This window comes from Sphingosinicella sp. BN140058 (genome assembly GCF_004135585.1).
In the GTDB taxonomy this organism is placed as follows: domain Bacteria; phylum Pseudomonadota; class Alphaproteobacteria; order Sphingomonadales; family Sphingomonadaceae; genus Allosphingosinicella.
Genome location: NZ_CP035501.1, coordinates 214239 through 234182, shown reverse-complemented (window position 1 = coordinate 234182; position 19944 = coordinate 214239). Strand labels below are relative to the sequence as shown.

The following is a 19944-nucleotide window of genomic DNA, read 5'->3' as shown; positions in this document are numbered from 1 at the left end:
GAATCGAAACTCCGACGCATTTGAGAACAGCTGCGGCACGGCCTCGTCGACCGTGATGATGGGCGGCGACAAAGTCCAACGGCTTCCGGTCGGGGATCCGGGGGGTTTCTACGCCTAGAGCCGTTCGGCCTGAGCCTGTTCAGGCTTTTCAACGTTCAGAAGGAGCAGAACGGGCTCGACAAGCTCAGCCCGACCGGATTTCCGGATCCACTGCTATGCTCAAGCGCTCCTCCCCTCGCGTAACCTCCGCACCAGCGCACTCAATTGCTCCGTCGGTGCGCGGAAGAAGCGGGGCGGGTAGGGCGCTGCCGCCGGGCCCTTGGGATCGCGCAGGTCGTTGCGGATGCCCGCGTCGGCGCTGAGCGGAATTGCCATGCCGCCGGTCTGCTCCAGGATGCCGAACAATTTCTTGCTCATCTGTTCGGCGAGCGCTTCGTGGCCCGGGCGCGCGAGGAGGTTGTTGGCCTCGTGCGGATCGGCCTCGAGGTCGTACAGCTCGTCTATGTCCCAGATGCCGTGGAAGTGCATATATTTGTACCTGTCCTCGCGCAGCGCGTGGACGGTCGGCGTCTGCGGGAAATTGCGCTCCCAATAATATTCGTAGAGCAATTCGCTGCGCCACGGCACGCTCTTGCCCTGGGCGAGCGGCAGCGCGTTGGCCCCGGCCATCTGCTTCGGCGCGGCGAGGCCGGCGGCGGCGAGCAGGGTTGGGGCGACGTCGATGTTGGCGACCACCTGCTCCACCGCCCGGCTGCCTGCCCCGAAGAGCGACGGGCAGCGTGCCAGCATTGGGATCCGCATCGATTCCTCATAGGCGGTGCGCTTGTCGATCAGTCCATGCTCGCCGAACATGAAGCCGTTGTCGCCCATGTAGAGGATCAAGGTGTCGTCGAGCTCGCCGCGTTGCTCCAGCAGATCCATGATCCGGGCCAAGCCTTCGTCGACGGCGAGCAGGGTTTCCATATAGCGCTTGTAATATTCGCCGACGTCGAGCGTACCGTGATAGGGGAAACCGACCCCGTGCCAGCTGTTGCGCTGGTTCTCGACCCAGGCCGGCCGGCCTTCGGCGCCCGCCGCCATCGTCGGTGGGTGGCGGTAGGTCTCCTTGTCGTAGCGCCCCTTGTGCCGCTCGGCAGGGATGAATTCCGAATGGACCGCCTTGTGGGCGAGGTGCAGGAACCAGGGCTTGCTGCGCTCGCGCTTGCCGAGCCAGTCGATCGCATAATCGGTGAGCTCGTCGGTGATATAGCCCTTTTGCGGCACTCTCTTGCCGTCGACGTTGAGGCCGTCCTCGCTCGGCAGATAAGTGCCCTGGCCCTTGAAGCTGACCCAATGGGCGAAGCCGGGCTGCGGCTGATCGCCTTCGTCGCCCATATGCCATTTGCCGATGAAGGCGGTGTCGTAGCCTGCGGCCTGAAGATGCTGCGGGAAGAAGACGAGGCCCGGCGGGATCGGATGATTGTTGTCCACCACCTTGTGCTGGTGCGCGTAGAGTCCGGTGAAGATCGAGGCCCGCGAGGGCGAACACAAAGCGGTGGTCACGAACGCGTTTCGGAAGTGAACGCCTTCGCGCGCGAGACGATCGAGCGTGGGCGTCTCGCCGAAGCTCTGCGCACGCATGAAGCCCATGGCGTCGTAGCGGTGATCGTCGGTCAGCACGACCAGGATGTTGCGCGGCCGCGCGCCGGGAAGGCGATCGAGTTTGAGTTCCGTCTTCTTGCGCGGCGCGGCACCGGCCATTGCGGCCCAGGAGAACAGCCCGAAGGCGCCGCCGCTGCCGGCGAGCAGGACGCCCCGGCGATTCACACCCTTGGTCATCGAACCTTGCACTCCTCCGCCCGGCAGGGCCGCGGCGTGCGCATACCTATTTGCTGTTGATACCGGCGGCAATCCGGTGCCGTTCGATCCGCATTTCAACGCTCGCCCGGGCGCAAAACCACGCCCAATTCCACGTTTCCTCACACGCATGCAGGCTAGCGCGGCCTCCCGCCGGCACCTCGCATTCGCCGGCTCAGCGAGATCAGGGAAGGCAAGGCCATGAAGAACGACATCGTGCACAACCAGGCGAAGCTGCAGCTCAGGAAGGATGACGACCCGCAAGACTTCACCATCGCATCCGTCGCCGCCACGTTCATCCCGGCGACCGGGGTGCTGAGCACCACCGCGGACGGGCTCGACAACAATGTCGTGGTCGGCCGCAACGCGGGCGGCGCGGTGATCATCAACGGCGGTGCGATCCCGGTCGTCGGCGGCGTGCCCACGGTCGCCAATACGCGGCTGATCCAGATGTTCGGGCTCGGCGGCAACGACGTCCTCAGCCTCGACGAGCGCAACGGCGCGCTGCCCGCCGCAAATCTCTTCGGCGGCGCCGGCAACGACGTCCTGACCTCGGGCTCGGGCACCGATCTGCTGTTCGGCCAGGCCGGCAACGACACCCTACTGGGCAAGGGCGGCAACGACCTGCTGTTCGGCGGCGCCGACAACGACACCTTGATCGGCGGCACCGGCGACGATCAGATGTTCGGCGAAGCCGGCAACGACCGCATGATCTGGAATCCGGGCGAGGGCACCGATCTGATGGAGGGGGGCGCCGGCATCGACACCGCGGAAATGAACGGCAACAACGGCGCCGAGGTCTTCACGGCCACCGCCAACGGCAACCGGGTGCGCTTCGACCGGCTCGATCCGGCGCCGTTCTCGCTCGACATCGGCACGACCGAGAATCTGGTGGTCAACATGAACGGTGGCAATGACAGCTTCTCCGCAACCGGCAATCTTGCCGTGCTGACCAAGCTCACGGTAGACGGCGGCACCGGCAACGACACCATCCTGGGCTCGAATGGCGCCGACATCCTGCTCGGCGGCGAAGGCGACGATTTCCTCGACGGCCAGCAAGGCAGCGACGTGATGTTCCTCGGCGCGGGCGACGACGGCGCGCGCTGGGATCCGGGCGACGGCAACGACGTGATCGAGGGGCAGGACGGCTTCGATACCTTCCTGATGAACGGCGCCAACATCGCCGAGCTGATGGATGTCTCGGCCAATGGCGGGCGCGTGCGCTTCACCCGTAATGTCGCCAACATCGTCATGGACCTCGACGGCGTCGAAGCGATCGACGTCGCCGCGCTGGGCGGTGCCGACACGGTCACGATCAACGACATGAGTGGAACCGATCTGGCCGAAATCAACGTCAACCTGGCCGGTTCCGGCGGCCTCGGCGGCGACGGCGCTGCGGATACCGTGGTGATCAACGCCACCGTCGGCGACGATGTCGTGCTGGTGTTCGGTGATGCCGGCGGCGTCAACGTGCTCGGCCTGTCGACACAGGTGAACATCACCGGCTTCGAAGCGGGATTGGATCGGCTGATCGTCAACGGTCTCGGCGGGGACGATGTCGTCGATGCCTCCGGCCTCGCCGCCAATGGCATTCTGCTCACGCTCGACGGCGGCACCGGCAGCGATGTCCTGATCGGTGGTGCCGGCAACGACCTTCTGTTCGGCGGTGCGGGCGAGGATGTCCTTCTGGGCGGGCCAGGGTTCGACCTCCTCGATGGCGGTACGGAGGATGATGTCGAGATCCAGGGGCTCGTCGATTTCGGCGCATCGGCGTTGCAGCCGATCCTGCCCAATGCGGAGTTGATGATCGGCTGACCTGCCAGGTCACGCCGGGCGCTCGCCCGTACCCCCTGCGGGCGGGCGCCATCCTCTTGAGCGCGCAGCCGAAAAGACTGTGTCCAGCAGATGGGATACGCTCCGCCTTCGCTGCGTTCAGCCCCCACATAAGTTAAGGTGCTGGAGCTGAATTTGTCGACCAGAGTGGAAAAGCAGACCAGATTTCCAGCCGAATTTCCGGACGCAGCCTCCCCGCAGGGCCTTGTCGACGGCAAGGAACTGGCCTTCGTTGCGTTCAAGCGCACCCGCATGCCGATGGTGGTGACCGACCCCGAGCAGCCCGACAATCCGATCGTTCTGGCAAACCAGTCTTTTCTGGATCTGACCGGCTATTCGCCGGAAGAGGTCGTTGGCCGCAATTGTCGTTTCCTGCAGGGCCCCGCGACCAATGCGGATGCCGTACGCACGATCCGGGAGGCACTCGCGGCGGAGCGCGAACTTACCGTCGAACTGCTCAACTACCGGAAGGACGGCAGCACTTTCTGGAACGAGCTGTTCATCAGCCCCGTCCACGACGATGATGGCCGGCTGCTCTACCTCTTCGGCTCATGCAAGGACGTTACCCAGCGCAAGGAAGCAAACCACCTCAAGGCCGAGGAGCACCGCCTGCTCAAGGAGGTCGATCACCGCGCCAAGAATGCGCTCGCCTTGGTTCAGGGGATCGTCCGGCTCACCTCCGCCGAGGATCCACGAACCTACGCGGAATCGGTTCAGGGGCGGGTCGAAGCGCTGGCGCGCGCGCATTCGATCCTCGCCGCCGGCAATTGGCGCGAGGTGCCGCTGCAGCGCGTGATCACCAGCGGCGCCGAGCCGTTCGGACGGTCGCGAATATCGCTCGACGGGCCGGACGTTGCGCTAGCTGCCGAGCAGGTGCAGCCGCTGATGCTGGTGCTGCACGAGATGTTCTCCAATGCGCTCAAGCATGGCGCGCTCTCCGCGGAGTCCGGCAGTGTCTCGGTACGGTGGCAGACCCACGACGATGGCCGGTTGGTTGTCGATTGGCAGGAAGTCGGTGGGCCCGCGCCGGCGCCGGATCCGGTGCCGAGTTTTGGATCCATGCTGATCGAGACCACGATCAAGCGTCAGCTCGATGGCCGCGCCGGCTTCGTCTGGCAGCATACCGGCCTCGAAGGGCGCCTGGAATTCCCGCTCGGCTCGTGACCGCGCGTCCGTTCCGTCCTATAGGGAAGAACAGCCCCCTCAAAGCGGGGGCCGCCGTCGCGGCCGCGACCGGTACGCGCGAACCCTTACGTAACCTCCCGGATCTGTGATTCCGACCGAAGATCATGCATTCCGTGCAGGCCGGTCCGAAGACGGGACCACGACGAATTGCAGATCGGGAGAGACACGATGGCCGCCAGCGCACCCAAGATCATTATTGCCTTGGACGGCCGGCTGACGAGCGATGATCGTGGCGCGCATCTCCGTGCGCTCGGCCTTGGTCGAGGAAAGACCCGCGAGCTTGCCAAACGTGCGATCGCCGCCCAGCCCGGCAAGATCAGCGACCAGATCCCGCACCGCCGCACGCCCTCGCCGGAGGTGGCCGCCCTGGCCCGGCCCAGCGCGGCCGCGGGCTTGCGCCCCGCCACCGGCCGCACGGTCAAGATGGTCGGCGCGCTCGGCGCGAACAGCTCCAAGGCGCAGATGATCGCCGCCTATAAGGCCGCGGCCGCCGCTGCCTCGACCACGCGGACCCTCACCGGCAATGTCGTTTCCTTCGAAGCCGCGACGAGCCTCGCCCTCCGCAGCAGCGCAGCGCGCCGCGCCGCCTGACCGCGCCGCACTCCTGGCCTCATCGCGCGGCCACCATCTTTCGCGTATCCGACTCTCGCTCGTTCTCGTTTCCATCGCTCCCGTGCGAAGCGGCCGGAGCCGCACGGCTGCCTGCCAAAATGGATCAAGTCGCCGGTGAGCGGCTCTTTCGACCACGGGCGAATGCGGTTAACCTCCTGAGGGTCGTTGGGGCGGCGCATGAGGGGGGACGGCAATGTTCGGTTCGGAGCTGCTCGAGGTCGCGCTCGGGCTCGTCTTTCTCTTCTTCATCCTCAGCGTGTTGCTCTCCGCGGCGCGGGAGGCGATCGAAGGCTTGCTGCAGACCCGCGCCATTCACCTGGAGCGGGGCATCCGAGAACTTCTGAAGGACGAAGGTGGCGAAGGCCTGGTCAAGGCGCTCTACGAGCATCCGCTGATCAGTTCGCTCTACCGCGGCAGCTACGATTCGGCTCGGCTCACACGGCGCTATTCGCAGCACAAGGACAGCTGGAAGCGGATGCCGTTCCGCAACAATCTTCCCGCTTATGTGCCCGCGCGCAATTTCGCGCTGGCCATCATGGATCTCGCCGGGCGCGGCGATCCCGCCCATGATCTCCCCGATCATCAGCTTTCCCTGGATGCGGTTCGCAGCGGTGCGCTCGTGCGCATCCCCGATCCGCACGTTCGCAGGGCGGTGCTGATCGCACTCGACAACGCCAAGGGCGATCTCGATCAGGCGCGGCTGAACCTGCAGGCCTGGTTCGACAGCGGCATGGATCGAGTTTCCGGCTGGTACCGCAAGGAAACGCAGTGGGTGCTGCTCGCGCTCGGTCTCGCCACCGCGATCCTGCTCAACATCGACACGCTCCATGTCGCCAAGTCACTCTATCGCGACGATGCGTTGCGATCGATCATCGTCGCGGATGCCGAAGCCGTCGTCGCGCAGGCGCGCCAGAACGAAGGCGCGGCCGGCAACGAGGCGATGCTCGCCATGCTCGGCTGTCCCTCGACGACGCCGAGCGGGGCCGCGGCCGCGCTGCCGGAGGGCGCCGCGAGCGGCATTGCCCAGACGAGCTGTGCGGAGCGCCGGGTGCGCAATCTCGGCCTGCCGATCGGCTGGGACACGCGGCGGCTGGTCTGGCCGTGGCAGATGCAGTGGAATTGGGGCGCCTGGCTCGCGTCGCCCGACGCGCCCTGGCGTCCGATACCTGGCTGGCTGCTGACCGCGCTGGCGGTGTCGATGGGCGCCCCCTTCTGGTTCGATCTGCTCAACAAGATCATGGTGATCCGCTCGACCGTGAAGCCGCACGAGAAGAGCCCCGAGGAGGCCTCGGAGGATCGGCAACCGACGGCACCCGCCTTCGTCGCTCCTGCGCCGCCGCCGGTGCGCCCGGCCTCGGCGCCGGCGCCGAGCGCCGCCGAGGCCGCACCGGCTCAGTCCGTCGGCCCGCGTGCGCCGTATCGTCGAGAGGCGGACGATCCGGAGGTCGGCTGGACGGACAAGATCGATCCGATGGAGGGCGAAGCGTGAGCGGAGAGACGATCCTCCCAGCGCTCAAGCGCGGCGACAACGGGGCGGCCGTGGTCGAACTGCAGATGCGGCTCGCCGGCTTTCGCGGCACCATCCCCGACGGCGATTACGGACCCGGCACGGAGATGCAGGTGACCGCGTTCCAGCGGCTGTTCATGCGCATGGCGGCGCCGCACGGTCGTGCCGACGCCGAGACGATGGCGGCGATCGCCGATTTCGCCAAGGCGAATCCGGTCGATTTCAAGCTGCTGCGCTGTCCATGCGGCGTTTGCCCGGGCTTTGGGCGAGGCAAGTTCAAGGATGAATATCGCCGTCCGGAACGGCTCGAAGTCTACCACCTTTACGAATATCCCGGCATCCACCGGATGCTGCTCTGGACCTATCGCGCCGCGCAACTCCATGCCCGCGCCCGCGGCTGGACGCTGACGATCAACTCCGCCTATCGATGCGCGATCGACAATGCCAATCACCAGCGCACCAGCACCAACCACCACGGCAAGGCGATCGACATCGACATCATCGGCAGCGGCGGAACCGACCGGACCCGCTGCAACAGCCTGCGCGGCATCCTCGTCGAGCAGGCGCACGCCCAGATCGGCTGGAGCGCCCCCGATCGAAAGTCGCTCGAGCCGGCCGATATCGCGCCGACCTGGGTTCACCTGGACGTGCGCAGCTACCAGCGCAAATATCTCGCCGACCGATATTTCGTGAAAGATCTTGCCGCCCTAGACGCCGTCCCGGCCTGAACGGGACGCTTGCGCCGGGCCACGCGCTGCCTTGTGACGTTCAAGCACCCGCGGGCAGGGGCGCGAACAGGCGCGAAGATTTCACCACCTCCGGCAATTGACCTGCGGCGGCATTCCGGCGCAGTTTTGTTGCGCTGCAGCAGAGTCGCCGCGGGTCCTGCGCCCGCCGGGAATGTGCTGACGGCAGGGAGCGTCTCATGGCCGACGAGGATCGCGATTATTTTTATCGGCGGGCGGAGCAGGAAATTGCCTGCGCCCAGGCCGCCGCGGGCGAGCGGCAGGTCCGGCTCCATTATCAGCTCGCCGATCTCTACCTCGATCGCGTGTTCGGTGCCGAGGGCGATCCGCGCGGCGTCAGCCTGCCGGCATGACCCTGGACGAGGAGGCCGTTCGGACATTGATCGCCGCCCATTTCGGCGTTGCGCCGGAGCGCGCCGGAGACACGGCCCGATTCGGTGACGATCTCGGCGCCGATTCGCTCGACGTGATCGAGCTCACCATGCTGATCGAGAACGATCTTGGCGTTCCGATCGGCGAGGAGGAAGGGGAGCGCTGCGCCTGCGTCGGCGACGCGCTCCGCCTGATCCGCAGCAAGTTGGCAGGATAGGCTCGAATCGGAGATCCCGCGCCGCGCTTCCGCATCCGGCTTGCCCCTGCCGTGCCGGAGCGGCATGGCCGGACGATGCGCACCGTCTCGGACCAAGCTGGCGTCCGCCTCTATTATCTGGATGAAGGCGATCCCATCGCCCAGACCCTGTTCTACGGTCCGTTGAGCGAGGCACTGGCGGTTGCGCGCCAACAGCCCGAGGCAGTCCAGGCAGGGCTGTGGCTCGCCACGGACAATGACGTGGTCGCCTTCCTCGATCTGGAAGACTGACGGCGCGCTGGAAAGCGGGAAGGGCGGCCGGGATGCTCAAAGATGGGCTTGCCGAGAAACACTGCCGTCACGCTGCGCCTCTAATCCCGCAGTGGGACGAACATCCGCGAGACCACGCTCGACTTACATCCGAAACGGATTAATGTTCGGGGTGGCGGCCGTTCTGCAGCGTCAACGAGCCTGCTCGCCTCAACCACGGGGGGCGAGCCGGTGCCCCTTCACTTGCTGAAGACACGGTCGCCACCCACCCGTCCTTCCTCCGCCCTGACGGCGGGAGCTGCTCCGGGCAGAGCCAGGACGTTGGCCAGAGCTCAAGCTTCCGACTTCCAGGCCAAGCACGTGAACCCGCGCGCTCACCGCTGGGCAAGGTTCGCCCGGATTGAAAGAACGGCAGCTTGCTGTCACCCTGCTGACTCGAGGGCAGGGGGAATCGGGGATGCGTCGGGCCGACAGGCTGTTCCAGATCGTGCAGATCCTGCGGCGGAGCCGCCAGCCGGTGACCGCCGAAGCGATCGCCGTCGAGCTCGAGGTCTCGCGCCGGAGCGTCTACCGCGACATCGCCGCCTTGATCGGGCAGCGCACGCCCATCCGCGGTGAGGCGGGAGTCGGATACGTTCTCGACGGCGCTTTCGACATGCCGCCGCTGATGCTGACGCCCGACGAGATCGAGGCGGCGGTGCTCGGCGCGCAATGGGTGGCGCGGCACGGCGATCCTTTGCTCGCGCGCGCCGCCGACGATCTTGTCGCCAAGATCGCCGCCACGGTTCCCGCCCACCTCCGTTCGTTCGTGCTGGAGCCGGTCTCGGCGACGCCGCCGGGCTTCGGTATGCCGGAGGATTGCATCGACATGGCGGCGACCCGCGGCGCCATCCGGGACCAGCGCAAGATCGCGCTCGACTATCGCGATGCGGAAGGGGCGGTCACCCGGCGGACCATTCGCCCGATCGCGATCGGCTATCTTCACCATGCCCGGGTGGTGGTGGGCTGGTGCGAAACGCGCGAGGATTTCCGTACCTTTCGAAGCGATCGCATCGTCGCGGCGGCGTTTCTGGAGGAACGTTATCCCGGCCGCGCCGCGGTCCTGCGCCGGCAGTGGCGGCGCAAGATGGCGGAAGAGACGGCGGCCGAGCGCGTCAGTTCAGAGGAAGCAGTTCGATCTTCCTGAACGCGACGGGATGACCTTCGCTTTGCAGGTAGAGATAGCCGCCCGAGATCGCGAGCGTGCCGCCGGCACGATCGATCAAGGGTCGTGCCTCGGCATCGGCGGGGTCGAGCTGCGCGGCGGAGTAAGTGAGCACCGGAACGCCCTCGATCCGGTGGGTGATCCGGCCGTCCGGAGTGACCTCCAGTTCCGCCTTGATCCAGCGCCCGTTCGGAAAGGTCCTTGCGCGCGAGCGAATGCAATGCTCGGTCTCGAGCTTGCCGCCGATCACGACATTGGTGCCCGGGGTGCACAGATTGCCGGTCGGGCGGGGTTCCCGGCCATCGGCCCCATTCAGCTGGAACTCCAGGCTGACCGGAAATTGCTGGTCGCGGGTGATCGTTTCCGGCGCCTGGCCGTGAAACATGATGCCGCTGTTGCTGTGCTGCCAGGCCTCGACGTCGGGCAGGTAGGTGCCGTCGAAACGATATTCGAAGCGCAGCCGGTAGGCGGATTGCGGCAGGCGGTAGGCGAGATGGCCGAAACGCCCGGCGAACTTGCCATAATGTGCGTAGGAAACCCGGATTGTGCCGCGGTCGACGATGAACGTGCCGAGCGGGTCGGCACCCAGCGCCTGGCCGGTGATCTTGGGCGTCCAGCCGTCAAGCGACTTGCCATCGAAGAGCGGCCGCCATCCGCCCGCCGGGCGGTCGGCGGCCGGTGCGGCGGCCGCAAGAGCCGCCGCCACTACGGGAAGGACGATCCGCTTCAGAGCTCGCGGATCCAGATGTTGCGGAAGCTGATCGGCTGGCTCGGATCGCCATGGTCCTGCAGCTTGATCGGAGACGGGCCGTGCGCCTTGTACTGCGGCTGGCCCACATAGGTCGTCTCGCCGCGCAGGGCGGTATTGTCCTGGATCAGCACGCCGTTGTGGAACACGGTGATGCGGGCCGGGCTCTTCAGGGCGCCGTCGCTGCTGAAGGTCGGCGCGGTCCAGACGACGTCGTAGCTCTGCCACTCGCCGGGCTTGCGCATCGCGTTGGCGAGCGGCGGGAACTGCTTGTAGATGCTGCCGGCCTGGCCGTTGACGTAGGTCTCGTTCTGATAGCTGTCGAGGATCTGGAGTTCGTAGCCGGCGTCGCCGCCGCCCGTGGACGCAACGAACAGGCCGCTATTGCCGCGCGCCTGGCCGGACCCGCTGATCCCGGCGGGGATCCGCCATTCGAGGTGAAGCTGGTAATTGTTGAAGCTGCGCTTGGTCTGGATGTTGCCGGTGCCTTTCTTGACCGTCATCACGCCCTTGTCGAACTGCCACTGGGCCGGTGCGCCGTCCTTGACCGACACCCATTCGCCAAGGCCGGCATTGCCGAGCAGCACGATCGCATCCGACGGCGGTGCGATTTCGACGGCCGGGCCGGGCTGGACCAGCTTCGGCACCGGCTTCCACTGCTCGGTATCCTCCGGGCGGGGCTTGGCGGGATCGGCGGCGGGCGCCGAGGCGGGGGCCTGCGCGAGCAGGGCGAGTGCAGCTGCAATCATCATGGGGGGCTCGTAACATTGTCCGACGCTGTCAGTACAGACTTGCTCTCAAGGGTGTCGCTCGGCCACATGAGCGCAAACCGATAAAGGGAGTGGCTTTATGGACGGCAACGATCATCGCGGAGCGCAGGCGACGACAAGGCGCAGCTTCATCGCCGGCTCCGCGGCGGCGGCTGGGCTTGCCGCCCTACCGGGCGGCGCATTCGCCGCGACTCGCAAGATCGCGCCGAGCGACAAGGTGAATGTGGCGGTGATCGGCGCCGGCGGCATGGGCGCGAGCAACATGTCGAAGCTCACCAGCCAGAATATCGTCGCGCTCGCCGATGTCGATTTCGAACATGTCGCCGAATCGTTCCGGCCCGGCAGCAACGGTGTCGTCGCGCCGGAGCGGGTCGCGCTCAAGGCCGCCTACGACAAGGCCGCGAAGTTTGCCGACTATCGCCGCATGCTCGATCGCCGCAAGGACATCGATGCGGTGCTGATCGCCACCCCAGATCACCATCACGCGCTCGCCGCCAGAGCGGCGATGGAGCGGGGCCTCCACGTCTATGTTCAGAAGCCGCTGACCTACAGCGTTCGCGAAGGCCGCATGCTGCTCGATCTGGCCGCCAAGAATCCCAAGCTCGTCACTCAGATGGGCAATCAGGGCCATTCGGGTGACGACGGCCGCCGGGTGGTCGAACTCGTCCGCGGCGGCCTGCTCGGCGCCGTGCGCGAAGTGCACGTCTGGACCAATCGTCCGGTCTGGCCGCAGGGCGAGGCACGTCCCGCCGCGGTCGAGCCCCCGGCCAGCCTCGACTGGGATCTCTGGGTCGGCCCGGCCAACGTCGATTGGGGCTACCACCCCGATTACGCGCATTTCAATTGGCGGGGATGGCAGCCGTTCGGCGTCGGCGCGCTCGGCGACATGGGTGCCCACCTGCTCGATTTCCCGGTCTGGGCGCTGGAGACCGGGCTGCCGACCCGAATCGAGACCCGCCACAGCCGTTGGGGCGGAGACACCAACGCCTGGGACGGCAAGCCGCCGGCGGAAATCACCTCCTATCCGCTCGCCAGCGTAACCCATTACGAATTCGGCAAGGCCAAGGCGGGTCCGGTGCACATCACCTGGTATGACGGCGGCCTGATGCCGCCGACGCCGCTCGGCCTCCCGGCCGGCAAGAGCATGGATCCGGGCGGCGGCGTCCTGTTCGTCGGCGAGCGCGGCATGCTGATGCACGAAACCTACGGCTCCAATCCGACCTTGATCGGCGAGGGGCTCGAAGAGCGCGCCGCCGCCATTCCGCAGTCGCTGCCCCGTATCCGCGAAGGCATGGGTGGCCACGAGATGAACTGGATCCGCGCGATCCGCGGCGAGGAGAAGATCTCCAATCCGTTCGCGGAAGCGGGCCTGCTCAACGAGACGATGCTGCTCGGCGTCGTTGCGCTGCGCGCCGAACAGCCGATCGAATATGACGGCGCGGCCGGCCGGGTGACCAATTCGGCCGAGGCCAATGCCTTCCTCGATCGGCAATATCGCGCCGGCTGGGAACTCTGAGCGCGGCCCCGGCCCGGATGGATCGGTTGACCCGAGAGCGGGCTGCGTGACCCAGCGCGCAGATACGATCGGCTGAGCCATGTGGGTTTACGGGGATCAGGAGCGGGAGGTCACCCTCCTGGCTCTGCTGGCCGACGTGGACGCGGCGCAGGCGGCGCTTGCCGCGGCCGCGCCCGGTCTCGACTGGCACGGCCGCTGCGTCGGCTTGTTCCTGTTGTTGTCGGATCTGCTGCAGGGCGTCGCCGACGCTGAGTTCGCCGCTCTTGGCGTCGATCAGCCTTCGGCCGCGCAGGATTCGATCCTGGCGGCGCTGATCGCCACGTCGGAGTCGATCGCGCGCTCGTGGAACAGCCGGCTTGCCGATCAGGAGGCGCCCGACACAGGCGCCCTCGCGCCGCTTCGCGCGGCCGACGAGCGGCTGCTGAACATCCGCCGCTGCGAAGGTTACGCCTTCTACGCCGTTTACCCGGAGCTCTATGTCACGGCCGCCGCGTCTCTTCCCCCCGACGCGTTCCTGATCGGTCTCAGGAGCATCGGCGGCGGCCTCGCTGCGCTTGTCGCAGGCACGGCAAAGGCGCGGCAGGTGGTCACCGTGCGGCCCGGTGGCGGCCATTTCGACCGCCGCATCGCGGCCGGCGACAGGCTGAACCAACGCATTGCCGGAAGCCTCGACTCGTCCTTCGTCATCGTCGACGAGGGCCCCGGTCTTTCGGGCAGTTCGTTCGGCGGCACCGCCGATTGGCTTGAAGAACAGGGGGTTGCGCCCGATCGGATCCTGTTCATGCCGAGCCACGGCGGCGATCTCGGCCCGCAAGCGCGAGAGGATCATCGCGGCCGCTGGAATGCGCGTCCGCGGCTGGTCGCGACGTTCGACGACGTCGTGCGCGACGGCCCGGTCCCGCTCGCCGGCTGGTTCGAGGATCTGACCGGTCCCGTCTCGGCACCGCTCCAGGACCTCTCCGGCGGCCGATGGCGCGCCAGATCGCCCTGGCCGGATGCGCCCGCCGATCCCGGACGGGAGGCTCGCAAATATCTGCTGGAGGCGGAAGGCGGGTCTTTTCGGCTCAAATTCGTCGGCCTGGACGCGATCGCGGCGGAGAAGCTCGGCCGTGCTCAAAGCCTTTTCCGGGCCGGGTTGGTGCCGGTGCCGCTGGCTTTGCGGCACGGTTTTCTGCTCGAACGCTGGGTCGATGGGCGGCAGCCCGCGAAGCCGCCGCTCGCCTTCCTTGCGCCCTATCTCGCCTTCCGTGCCAAGGCGCTGCCGGCCGGCGCCGCCGGCGCCCCGCTCGCACAGCTGGTCGACATGGCGCGCTACAATCTCTCGCAAGGGATCGGCGGGCAGGGCGCGCGCCTGCTCGATCCCTGGAACGGCGATCGGATCGCCGCCCTGCAACAGGCAGTCCGCCCCATTCATACCGATTCCCGCCTGCACCGTTGGGAGTGGCTCGACGCCGGCGGCACGATCCTCAAGACCGATGCGATTGATCATGCCCAGGCCCACGATCTGGTCGGCTGTCAGGACATCGCCTGGGACATTGCCGGGGCCGCAGTGGAATTCGATCTCAGCGCGAATCAAGTCGCGTCTCTCGCCGAGGCGGTCATGCCCGGCCGGCCGCGCGATCTGATCGAGTGTCTGATCCCCTGCTATCTCGCTTTTCAGCTCGGCTGGTGGAGCTACGCCGGCGAACCCGGATCGGCACAAATGGAAAGCTACGCCGCCAAGACGCGCAAGTTGCTGGAGCACTGATCTTCTTCAAGGAACGCCCGCTCCTCGCCGGCGTTGGCAGGCAACGGGTTTCTTGAGGTAGTTTCTGCATGTTCCAGGCTACGCCCACGGTGGCGTCGGAAGACGTCGTCGCCACCGAAGACGAGCGCGTGGCCGCAACGCATGCCGCCTTGGGGCCGACGGTGGCGCGGCTCTGCGACGCGGTCGAGAATGGCGACGTGATCGCCATTCTGTCCCACGAACAGCGTGCGGAGGCGGTCGCCCGCGCTTGCGCTTCGCTCCTCGATGCGTTGGTGATCTGGCTGCCGGCCCCGGACGGGCTGCCGGGGGAGGGCTCGTCGCCAAGCGTTGCCGGTCGCCGGGTGGCGGCGCTTGCAGCGCTCAGGACGCGGGGCGATGCGCGCACTCTGCTCGTCACCGACGCGGCGGCGGCCGCACATCGCCTGCCGCCGCCGGAAGCGTTCGATACCGAAGCTCTGACGATCGGCGTCGGCGACCGGCTGGATGGAGAGGCGCTCGCCGAGCGTCTTGAGGCCCTCGGCTATTTCAGCGACGACCGGGTCGACGAGCCGGGCGAATATGCGGTGCGCGGCGGTACGGTCGACATCTTTCCTGCGAATTGCGAGGAGCCGATCCGGGTCCATCTCAGCGAGTCCGAAGTCGACGAGATCGATTGCTACGATCCGGTGAGCCAGCTCGGGCGGGATGCGCCGGTGGAGCAACTCGTGCTCCGTCCAGCCGTAGAGCCGATGCCGGGCGAGGACGCGGTGACTATCTTCGATCACCTCTCCGGCGCAGCCGCCGCGGTCGATCCCGACGCGCGGGAACGTCGCGACCTGATGCTCGATCTGGCCCGCGAGGGCGGAGCGGCGGCACGATTGTCGTTGATCGAACGCGGCGATTGGCAGAAGGCGCTGGTCGGACGGAAGCGGATCGATCTCACGGCCGGCAGCGAGCAGCCCGGAACCCGCTTTGTCGAGCAGAAGCGGCCGGAGCGCGGCTTTCTGTCCGCGGTTCGACGCGCCCGTGCCGATGCAGCAACGATGTTGCTGGTCGGTTCGGACCGCGACATCCGCTTTCTGTCCCGCCGGATCGCCCGCGACATGGATGAGGCGCCGACGCCGATTGCCTCGTGGCGCGATCTGCGCGCGGCGCCGCCGGGATCCTTGCTCGCCGCGGTCGGCAGCCTCGACCGGGGGTGGACCGAGCCGGGGCTGACGGTGATCGCCGCGTCCGATCTTCTCGGCAGCCGTGCCGCGACCGCGAGCGGCAGCGCCGCGGCCAACCCCCTGCTTCAGGAAAGTGCCGAATTCCACGTCGGCGACGCCGTCATTCACGAGGATCACGGCCTCGGCATCCTGCGGGGGATCGAGACGATCACTACTTCCGACCTGCCGAGCGACGCCTTCCGCCTCGAATATGCCGGAGGGTCGATCCGGCTGGTCGCGGTCGAGGACGGCGCCAAGATGTGGCGCTACGGGGCCGACGCCGACGCGGTCACGCCGGATCGTCTGGACGGGACGAGCTGGGAAAAGCGCCGCGGCGACATCGAGGCGACGATTGCCGCCACCGCAAGGCAGTTGATCGCGATCGCCGCCGAACGTCAGTCCAAATCCGCCGTGACGCTCGACCCTCCGACCGCGGATTATGAGCGCTTCTCGGCCGGTTTTCCGTTCAGCGAGACCGCCGACCAGCTTGCCGCGATCGAGGCCGTCAAGGCGGATCTCGCGTCGGGCAAGCCGATGGATCGGCTGGTGGTCGGGGACGTCGGCTACGGCAAGACCGAAGTGGCATTGCGGGCTGCTGCGATTGCCGCTCTGGCCGGCAAGCAGGTCGCGATCGTCGCGCCGACCACCGTCCTCGTCCGTCAGCATGTCGAGAGTTTCCGCCGCCGTTTCGCCGCCGTCGGCATCGAGGTCGCGGGTCTCTCCCGCCTGTCGTCGGCCGCCGAGGCCAGAGCGGTGAAGAAGGGCCTCGCCGATGGCTCGATCAGGATCGTCGTCGGAACGAAGATGGTTGCCGGCAAGACCGTCACGTTCAAGGATCTCGGTCTGGTCGTCATCGACGAGGAGCAGCGCTTCGGGGCCGCCGACAAGGCCAAGCTTCGCGCGCTCGCCGATCAGGGGCACGTGCTGACCCTGACGGCCACACCGATCCCCAGAACGCTGCAGTCGGCGCTCGTCGGCCTTCAGGATCTATCCCTGATCACCACGCCTCCGGCGCGGCGGCTGGCGACGCGAACCGAAGTCGCCGCCTTCACGGCCGACGCCTTCCGCGGCGCGCTGATGCGGGAGAAGAGGCGCGGCGGCCAGAGCTTCGTCGTCGTTCCGCGGATCGAAGATATGGAGGCGATGGCCACCAGGCTGACGGAGCTCGCCCCAAGCCTGTCCGTGCGCCGTGCGCACGGCAAGATGCCGGCCGCCGAGATCGACGAGGAGATGGTGCGCTTCGCCGCGGGCGACGGCGACGTCCTGCTCGCCACCAACATCATCGAAGCCGGGCTCGACATACCCCGTGCCAACACCATGCTGGTGTGGCGGGCCGACATGTTCGGTCTCGCCCAACTCCATCAATTGCGCGGCCGGGTCGGCCGTGGCCGCGCCCGCGGCCATTTCGTGCTGATCACCGATGCCGAGGCGGAAATCCAGCCCGCCACTCTCAAGCGCCTGCGGACGATGGAAGCGCTCGACCAGCTCGGTGCCGGCTTCGCGATCAGCGCACGGGATCTCGATCTGCGCGGCGCCGGCGAATTGCTCGGCGAGGAGCAGGCCGGACATATGAAGCTGATCGGCACCGGTCTCTACCAGCATTTGCTGGAACAGGCGGTGCGCAGCGCCCGGGGCGAGGCGGTCGATGCCTATTTGCCGGAGCTCAGCGTCGGCCTGTCGGGGCGGCTGCCCGAGGCGTGGATCCCGGAAGAGGACGTCCGCATCAACCTCTACATGCGGATCGCACGGCTTGGCTCGGCCGACGAAGTCCGCGCGCTCGCGGAGGAACTCGAAGATCGCTTTGGAACCTTACCCGAAGACGCCGCGCGCTTGCTGTCGATCGTCGAACTTCGGCGCCTCGCCCGGGACGCAAGCATAGAGCGTGTCGACGCCGGGCCGGCCGCGATCGCGCTCACTCCGCGGCGCGGCTTCGCCGGCGACGCCAAGGCCGCCGGCCTCGAGAAAAAGGAAGGCCGTCTTCTGCTCCGCACACCGACCGAAGCCGACGAGTCGCGTCTCACGGCGGTGGCGGCGCTGCTGAACGCTTTGGCCCCAGCAGAAGACGGCTAGAGCTCTAGTAGCCGAAGCCGTGCGCGAGGAAGTCGGGGATCGGCCCGTTCCAGCCTTCGTCCGGGCCTTCGTCGGCGTCGCGCCGATTGTCCTCCCGGCGCGGCCTGCGGTCCGAGCGCTCGTCGCGGCGTGGCCGCTCTGCTTCGCGTTCGGGCCGGCGGGCGCGCGGCTGGACCGGTTCTTCGGACTGAGGCGGGCGCGCCTCGGCTTCCTCGGGCTCGGCAGCCGGGGCTGAGCGCGCGCGCGGCGTTTCCGCCGACTCCGTCGCCTCGGCACGGGCGCCGCGACCGCGGCGCCGCGGCTTTTCGGCCTCCGCCGCGTCCGCCTCTTCGGCTTTGGCGCGTCCGCGACCGCGGCCGCGACGTGGCCGTTCTTCGTTCTCGCTCTCGCCGTCGGCGGCTTCCGGAGGGCTCGCCGGCTGGTGGCCGGGCAGGGCTTCCATCTCGGCAAGCTTGCCGCCGATCATCTTCTCGATCGCCTGAATGGCCTCGCCGTCGGCGGAGGTGGCGAGGGTGATCGCGACTCCGGTGCGGCCGGCGCGGCCGGTGCGTCCGATGCGGTGGATGTAGTCGTCGGGCTGCCAGGGCACATCATAGTTGAAGACGTGGCTGACATCCTTGACGTCGATACCGCGCGCGGCAACGTCCGAGGCGACGAGGATGTTGATCTCGCCTTCCTTGAAGCGGTCGAGCTCGCGGATCCGCTCGGCCTGCTCCATGTCGCCATGGATCTCACCGGCGCGGAGGCCCGCGCGTTTCAGACTTTGCGCCAGCTCGCGCACGGTCGTCTTGCGGTTGCAGAAGACGATGGCAGTGCGGACATCGTTCGCGGCGATGCGATCGGTCAGAACCTGGCGCTTCTTGCGCGAATCGACCTTGAGCACGCGCTGGTCGATAGAAGCATTGGCCGTGGCGGGCCTGGCGACTTCGATCGTCTTCGGATTGGACAGGAACTTGTCGGCGAGCTTCTTGATCGGCCCGGGCATCGTCGCCGAGAACAGCAAAGTCTGCCGCGTCGACGGCAGCTTCGAGCAGATCTGCTCGATGTCCGGGATGAAGCCCATGTCGAGCATGCGGTCCGCCTCGTCGATGACGAGTAGGCTGCAGCCGGTCAGCAGGATGTTGCCACGGCCGAACAGGTCCATCAGGCGGCCGGGGGTCGCGATCAGCACGTCCACGCCCTTCTCGAGCGCTTTCACCTGGTCGCCCATCGAAACGCCGCCGATCAGCAGCGCCATCGAAAGCTTGTGGTGCTTGCCGTATTTCTCGAAATTCTCGGCAACCTGGGCGGCAAGCTCGCGGGTCGGCTCCAGAATCAGCGAGCGCGGCATCCGCGCGCGGCTGCGGCCGTGGGCGAGGATGTCGATCATCGGCAGCACGAAGCTCGCGGTCTTGCCGGTGCCCGTCTGGGCGATGCCGATCAGGTCCCGGTTCATCAGTACCGAGGGGATTGCCTGGCGCTGAATCGGGGTCGGCTCATCATAGCCCGCCTCGGTGACGGCGCGGAGGAGTTCGTCGGAAAGGCCGAGATCGGCAAATGTCATCGTTGTTCCGGAAAATTTGGCCCTCACGAGGAGGAGCGTCAGCGTGCCGCTTGAGCGAAGCACCGGCCAATTGTCAAGGCGCTGAGCTCAGTCCTTCTTCCTCGCGATCACCGGCTGGAGGGTACGGAAGCGGTCGATCCCGCAGCGTCCGCCGATCCGGGAGCGGATCGAATCGCGCCCGGCGCAGATCATGCCGTCGGGGTTGGGAGTGACGTAGAAGCCGGGATAATAGCCAAGCGCGGGGCAGTCGCCGTCCAGCTTGACCCGGATCCTGCGATTGTCGCGCAGGATGAGATCGATGCTGTCCTCCGAGATGACGGCAGCGCCGCCGATGGCCCGTGCCGGTATGCATTTGGGGCCCTTGCTCTCTTTCCAGCGGATCTGCTGGGGCGGTTGGGCGCGGGTGCGCATCTTCACGACGATCTGCTCGCGGATCACCACCTGGGCATAGTGACTCGGCTGCTGGGCAGGCGCGGAGGCGCCCGCCGCGAGCAGCAGCAGCGCGGCTGCGGACCATTTTGCGGGGGAAAGCGTCATTCGTTCGGTACAATCACCCATCGGCCTTGAACGGACGATTAATTCCGCGCGCCAGGGGAAGATGG

Annotated in this window: 17 protein-coding genes; 12 read left to right on the top strand and 5 right to left on the bottom strand. The window is 67.2% G+C overall.

The window, feature by feature from the left end; translation table 11 throughout:
- Window positions 1–219: 219 nt before the first annotated feature.
- Window positions 220–1818: a sulfatase gene (locus ETR14_RS01035; RefSeq protein WP_206185934.1), complete on the bottom strand. Its 1599-nt coding sequence runs from the start codon at window positions 1816–1818 to the stop codon at window positions 220–222.
- A 219-nt stretch (window positions 1819–2037) separates the two neighbouring features.
- On the opposite strand from ETR14_RS01035, the gene ETR14_RS29610 reads away from it, so the two are divergent.
- The 9 genes from ETR14_RS29610 (at window position 2038) to ETR14_RS00995 (ending at window position 9743) form a co-directional block, all read left to right on the top strand.
- Complete coding sequence (locus ETR14_RS29610; protein ID WP_129382956.1) at window positions 2038–3651, top strand: calcium-binding protein; 1614 nt, start codon at window positions 2038–2040, stop codon at window positions 3649–3651.
- Window positions 3652–3804: 153 nt separating this feature from the next.
- Complete coding sequence (locus ETR14_RS01025; RefSeq protein ID WP_206185933.1) at window positions 3805–4833, top strand: PAS domain-containing protein; 1029 nt, start codon at window positions 3805–3807, stop codon at window positions 4831–4833.
- A 189-nt stretch (window positions 4834–5022) separates the two neighbouring features.
- Window positions 5023–5445 carry a hypothetical protein gene (locus ETR14_RS01020; protein ID WP_129382955.1) on the top strand — a complete coding sequence of 141 codons (423 nt, stop codon included), beginning with the start codon at window positions 5023–5025 and terminating at the stop codon, window positions 5443–5445.
- Window positions 5446–5659: 214 nt separating this feature from the next.
- On the top strand, window positions 5660–6955 hold the full coding sequence (locus ETR14_RS01015; protein WP_129382954.1) for a hypothetical protein: 1296 nt from the start codon (window positions 5660–5662) through the stop codon (window positions 6953–6955).
- Window positions 6952–7701: a peptidoglycan-binding protein gene (locus tag ETR14_RS01010; RefSeq protein ID WP_206185932.1), complete on the top strand. Its 750-nt coding sequence runs from the start codon at window positions 6952–6954 to the stop codon at window positions 7699–7701. The genes ETR14_RS01015 and ETR14_RS01010 overlap by 4 nt, the downstream gene beginning before the upstream one ends.
- Window positions 7702–7898: 197 nt before the next feature.
- Window positions 7899–8072 (top strand): hypothetical protein, encoded by a 174-nt coding sequence (locus ETR14_RS28070; RefSeq protein ID WP_165356254.1) that lies wholly within the window; start codon window positions 7899–7901, stop codon window positions 8070–8072.
- Window positions 8069–8308, top strand: coding sequence for an acyl carrier protein (locus tag ETR14_RS01005; RefSeq protein ID WP_129382953.1), 240 nt, complete (start codon window positions 8069–8071; stop codon window positions 8306–8308). The genes ETR14_RS28070 and ETR14_RS01005 overlap by 4 nt, the downstream gene beginning before the upstream one ends.
- A gap of 75 nt (window positions 8309–8383) precedes the next feature.
- Entirely contained in the window at window positions 8384–8578 is a 195-nt protein-coding gene (locus tag ETR14_RS01000) for a hypothetical protein (RefSeq protein WP_129382952.1), read from the top strand.
- 436 nt (window positions 8579–9014) lie between these two features.
- Window positions 9015–9743 carry a YafY family protein gene (locus tag ETR14_RS00995; RefSeq protein ID WP_129382951.1) on the top strand — a complete coding sequence of 243 codons (729 nt, stop codon included), beginning with the start codon at window positions 9015–9017 and terminating at the stop codon, window positions 9741–9743.
- Here ETR14_RS00995 and ETR14_RS00990 read toward each other — a convergent pair.
- Window positions 9712–10467: a DUF1080 domain-containing protein gene (locus tag ETR14_RS00990; RefSeq protein ID WP_206185931.1), complete on the bottom strand. Its 756-nt coding sequence runs from the start codon at window positions 10465–10467 to the stop codon at window positions 9712–9714. The two genes, ETR14_RS00995 and ETR14_RS00990, sit on opposite strands and share 32 nt — an antisense overlap.
- 20 nt (window positions 10468–10487) lie before the next feature.
- Window positions 10488–11261: a DUF1080 domain-containing protein gene (locus tag ETR14_RS00985; protein ID WP_129382950.1), complete on the bottom strand. Its 774-nt coding sequence runs from the start codon at window positions 11259–11261 to the stop codon at window positions 10488–10490.
- Between the two features lie 97 nt (window positions 11262–11358).
- Between ETR14_RS00985 and ETR14_RS00980 the strand changes: the two genes are divergently transcribed.
- The 3 genes from ETR14_RS00980 (at window position 11359) to ETR14_RS00970 (ending at window position 17799) form a co-directional block, all read left to right on the top strand.
- Complete coding sequence (locus ETR14_RS00980; protein ID WP_129382949.1) at window positions 11359–12795, top strand: Gfo/Idh/MocA family protein; 1437 nt, start codon at window positions 11359–11361, stop codon at window positions 12793–12795.
- A 79-nt stretch (window positions 12796–12874) separates the two neighbouring features.
- Window positions 12875–14542 (top strand): hypothetical protein, encoded by a 1668-nt coding sequence (locus ETR14_RS00975; RefSeq protein WP_129382948.1) that lies wholly within the window; start codon window positions 12875–12877, stop codon window positions 14540–14542.
- 68 nt (window positions 14543–14610) lie between these two features.
- Window positions 14611–17799: a DEAD/DEAH box helicase gene (locus tag ETR14_RS00970; RefSeq protein ID WP_129382947.1), complete on the top strand. Its 3189-nt coding sequence runs from the start codon at window positions 14611–14613 to the stop codon at window positions 17797–17799.
- 4 nt (window positions 17800–17803) lie between these two features.
- Here the strand turns inward: ETR14_RS00970 and ETR14_RS00965 are convergent, their stop codons facing one another.
- Entirely contained in the window at window positions 17804–19342 is a 1539-nt protein-coding gene (locus ETR14_RS00965) for a DEAD/DEAH box helicase (protein WP_129382946.1), read from the bottom strand.
- Between the two features lie 87 nt (window positions 19343–19429).
- Complete coding sequence (locus ETR14_RS00960) at window positions 19430–19879, bottom strand: hypothetical protein (RefSeq protein WP_129382945.1); 450 nt, start codon at window positions 19877–19879, stop codon at window positions 19430–19432.
- Window positions 19880–19944 lie beyond the last annotated feature (65 nt).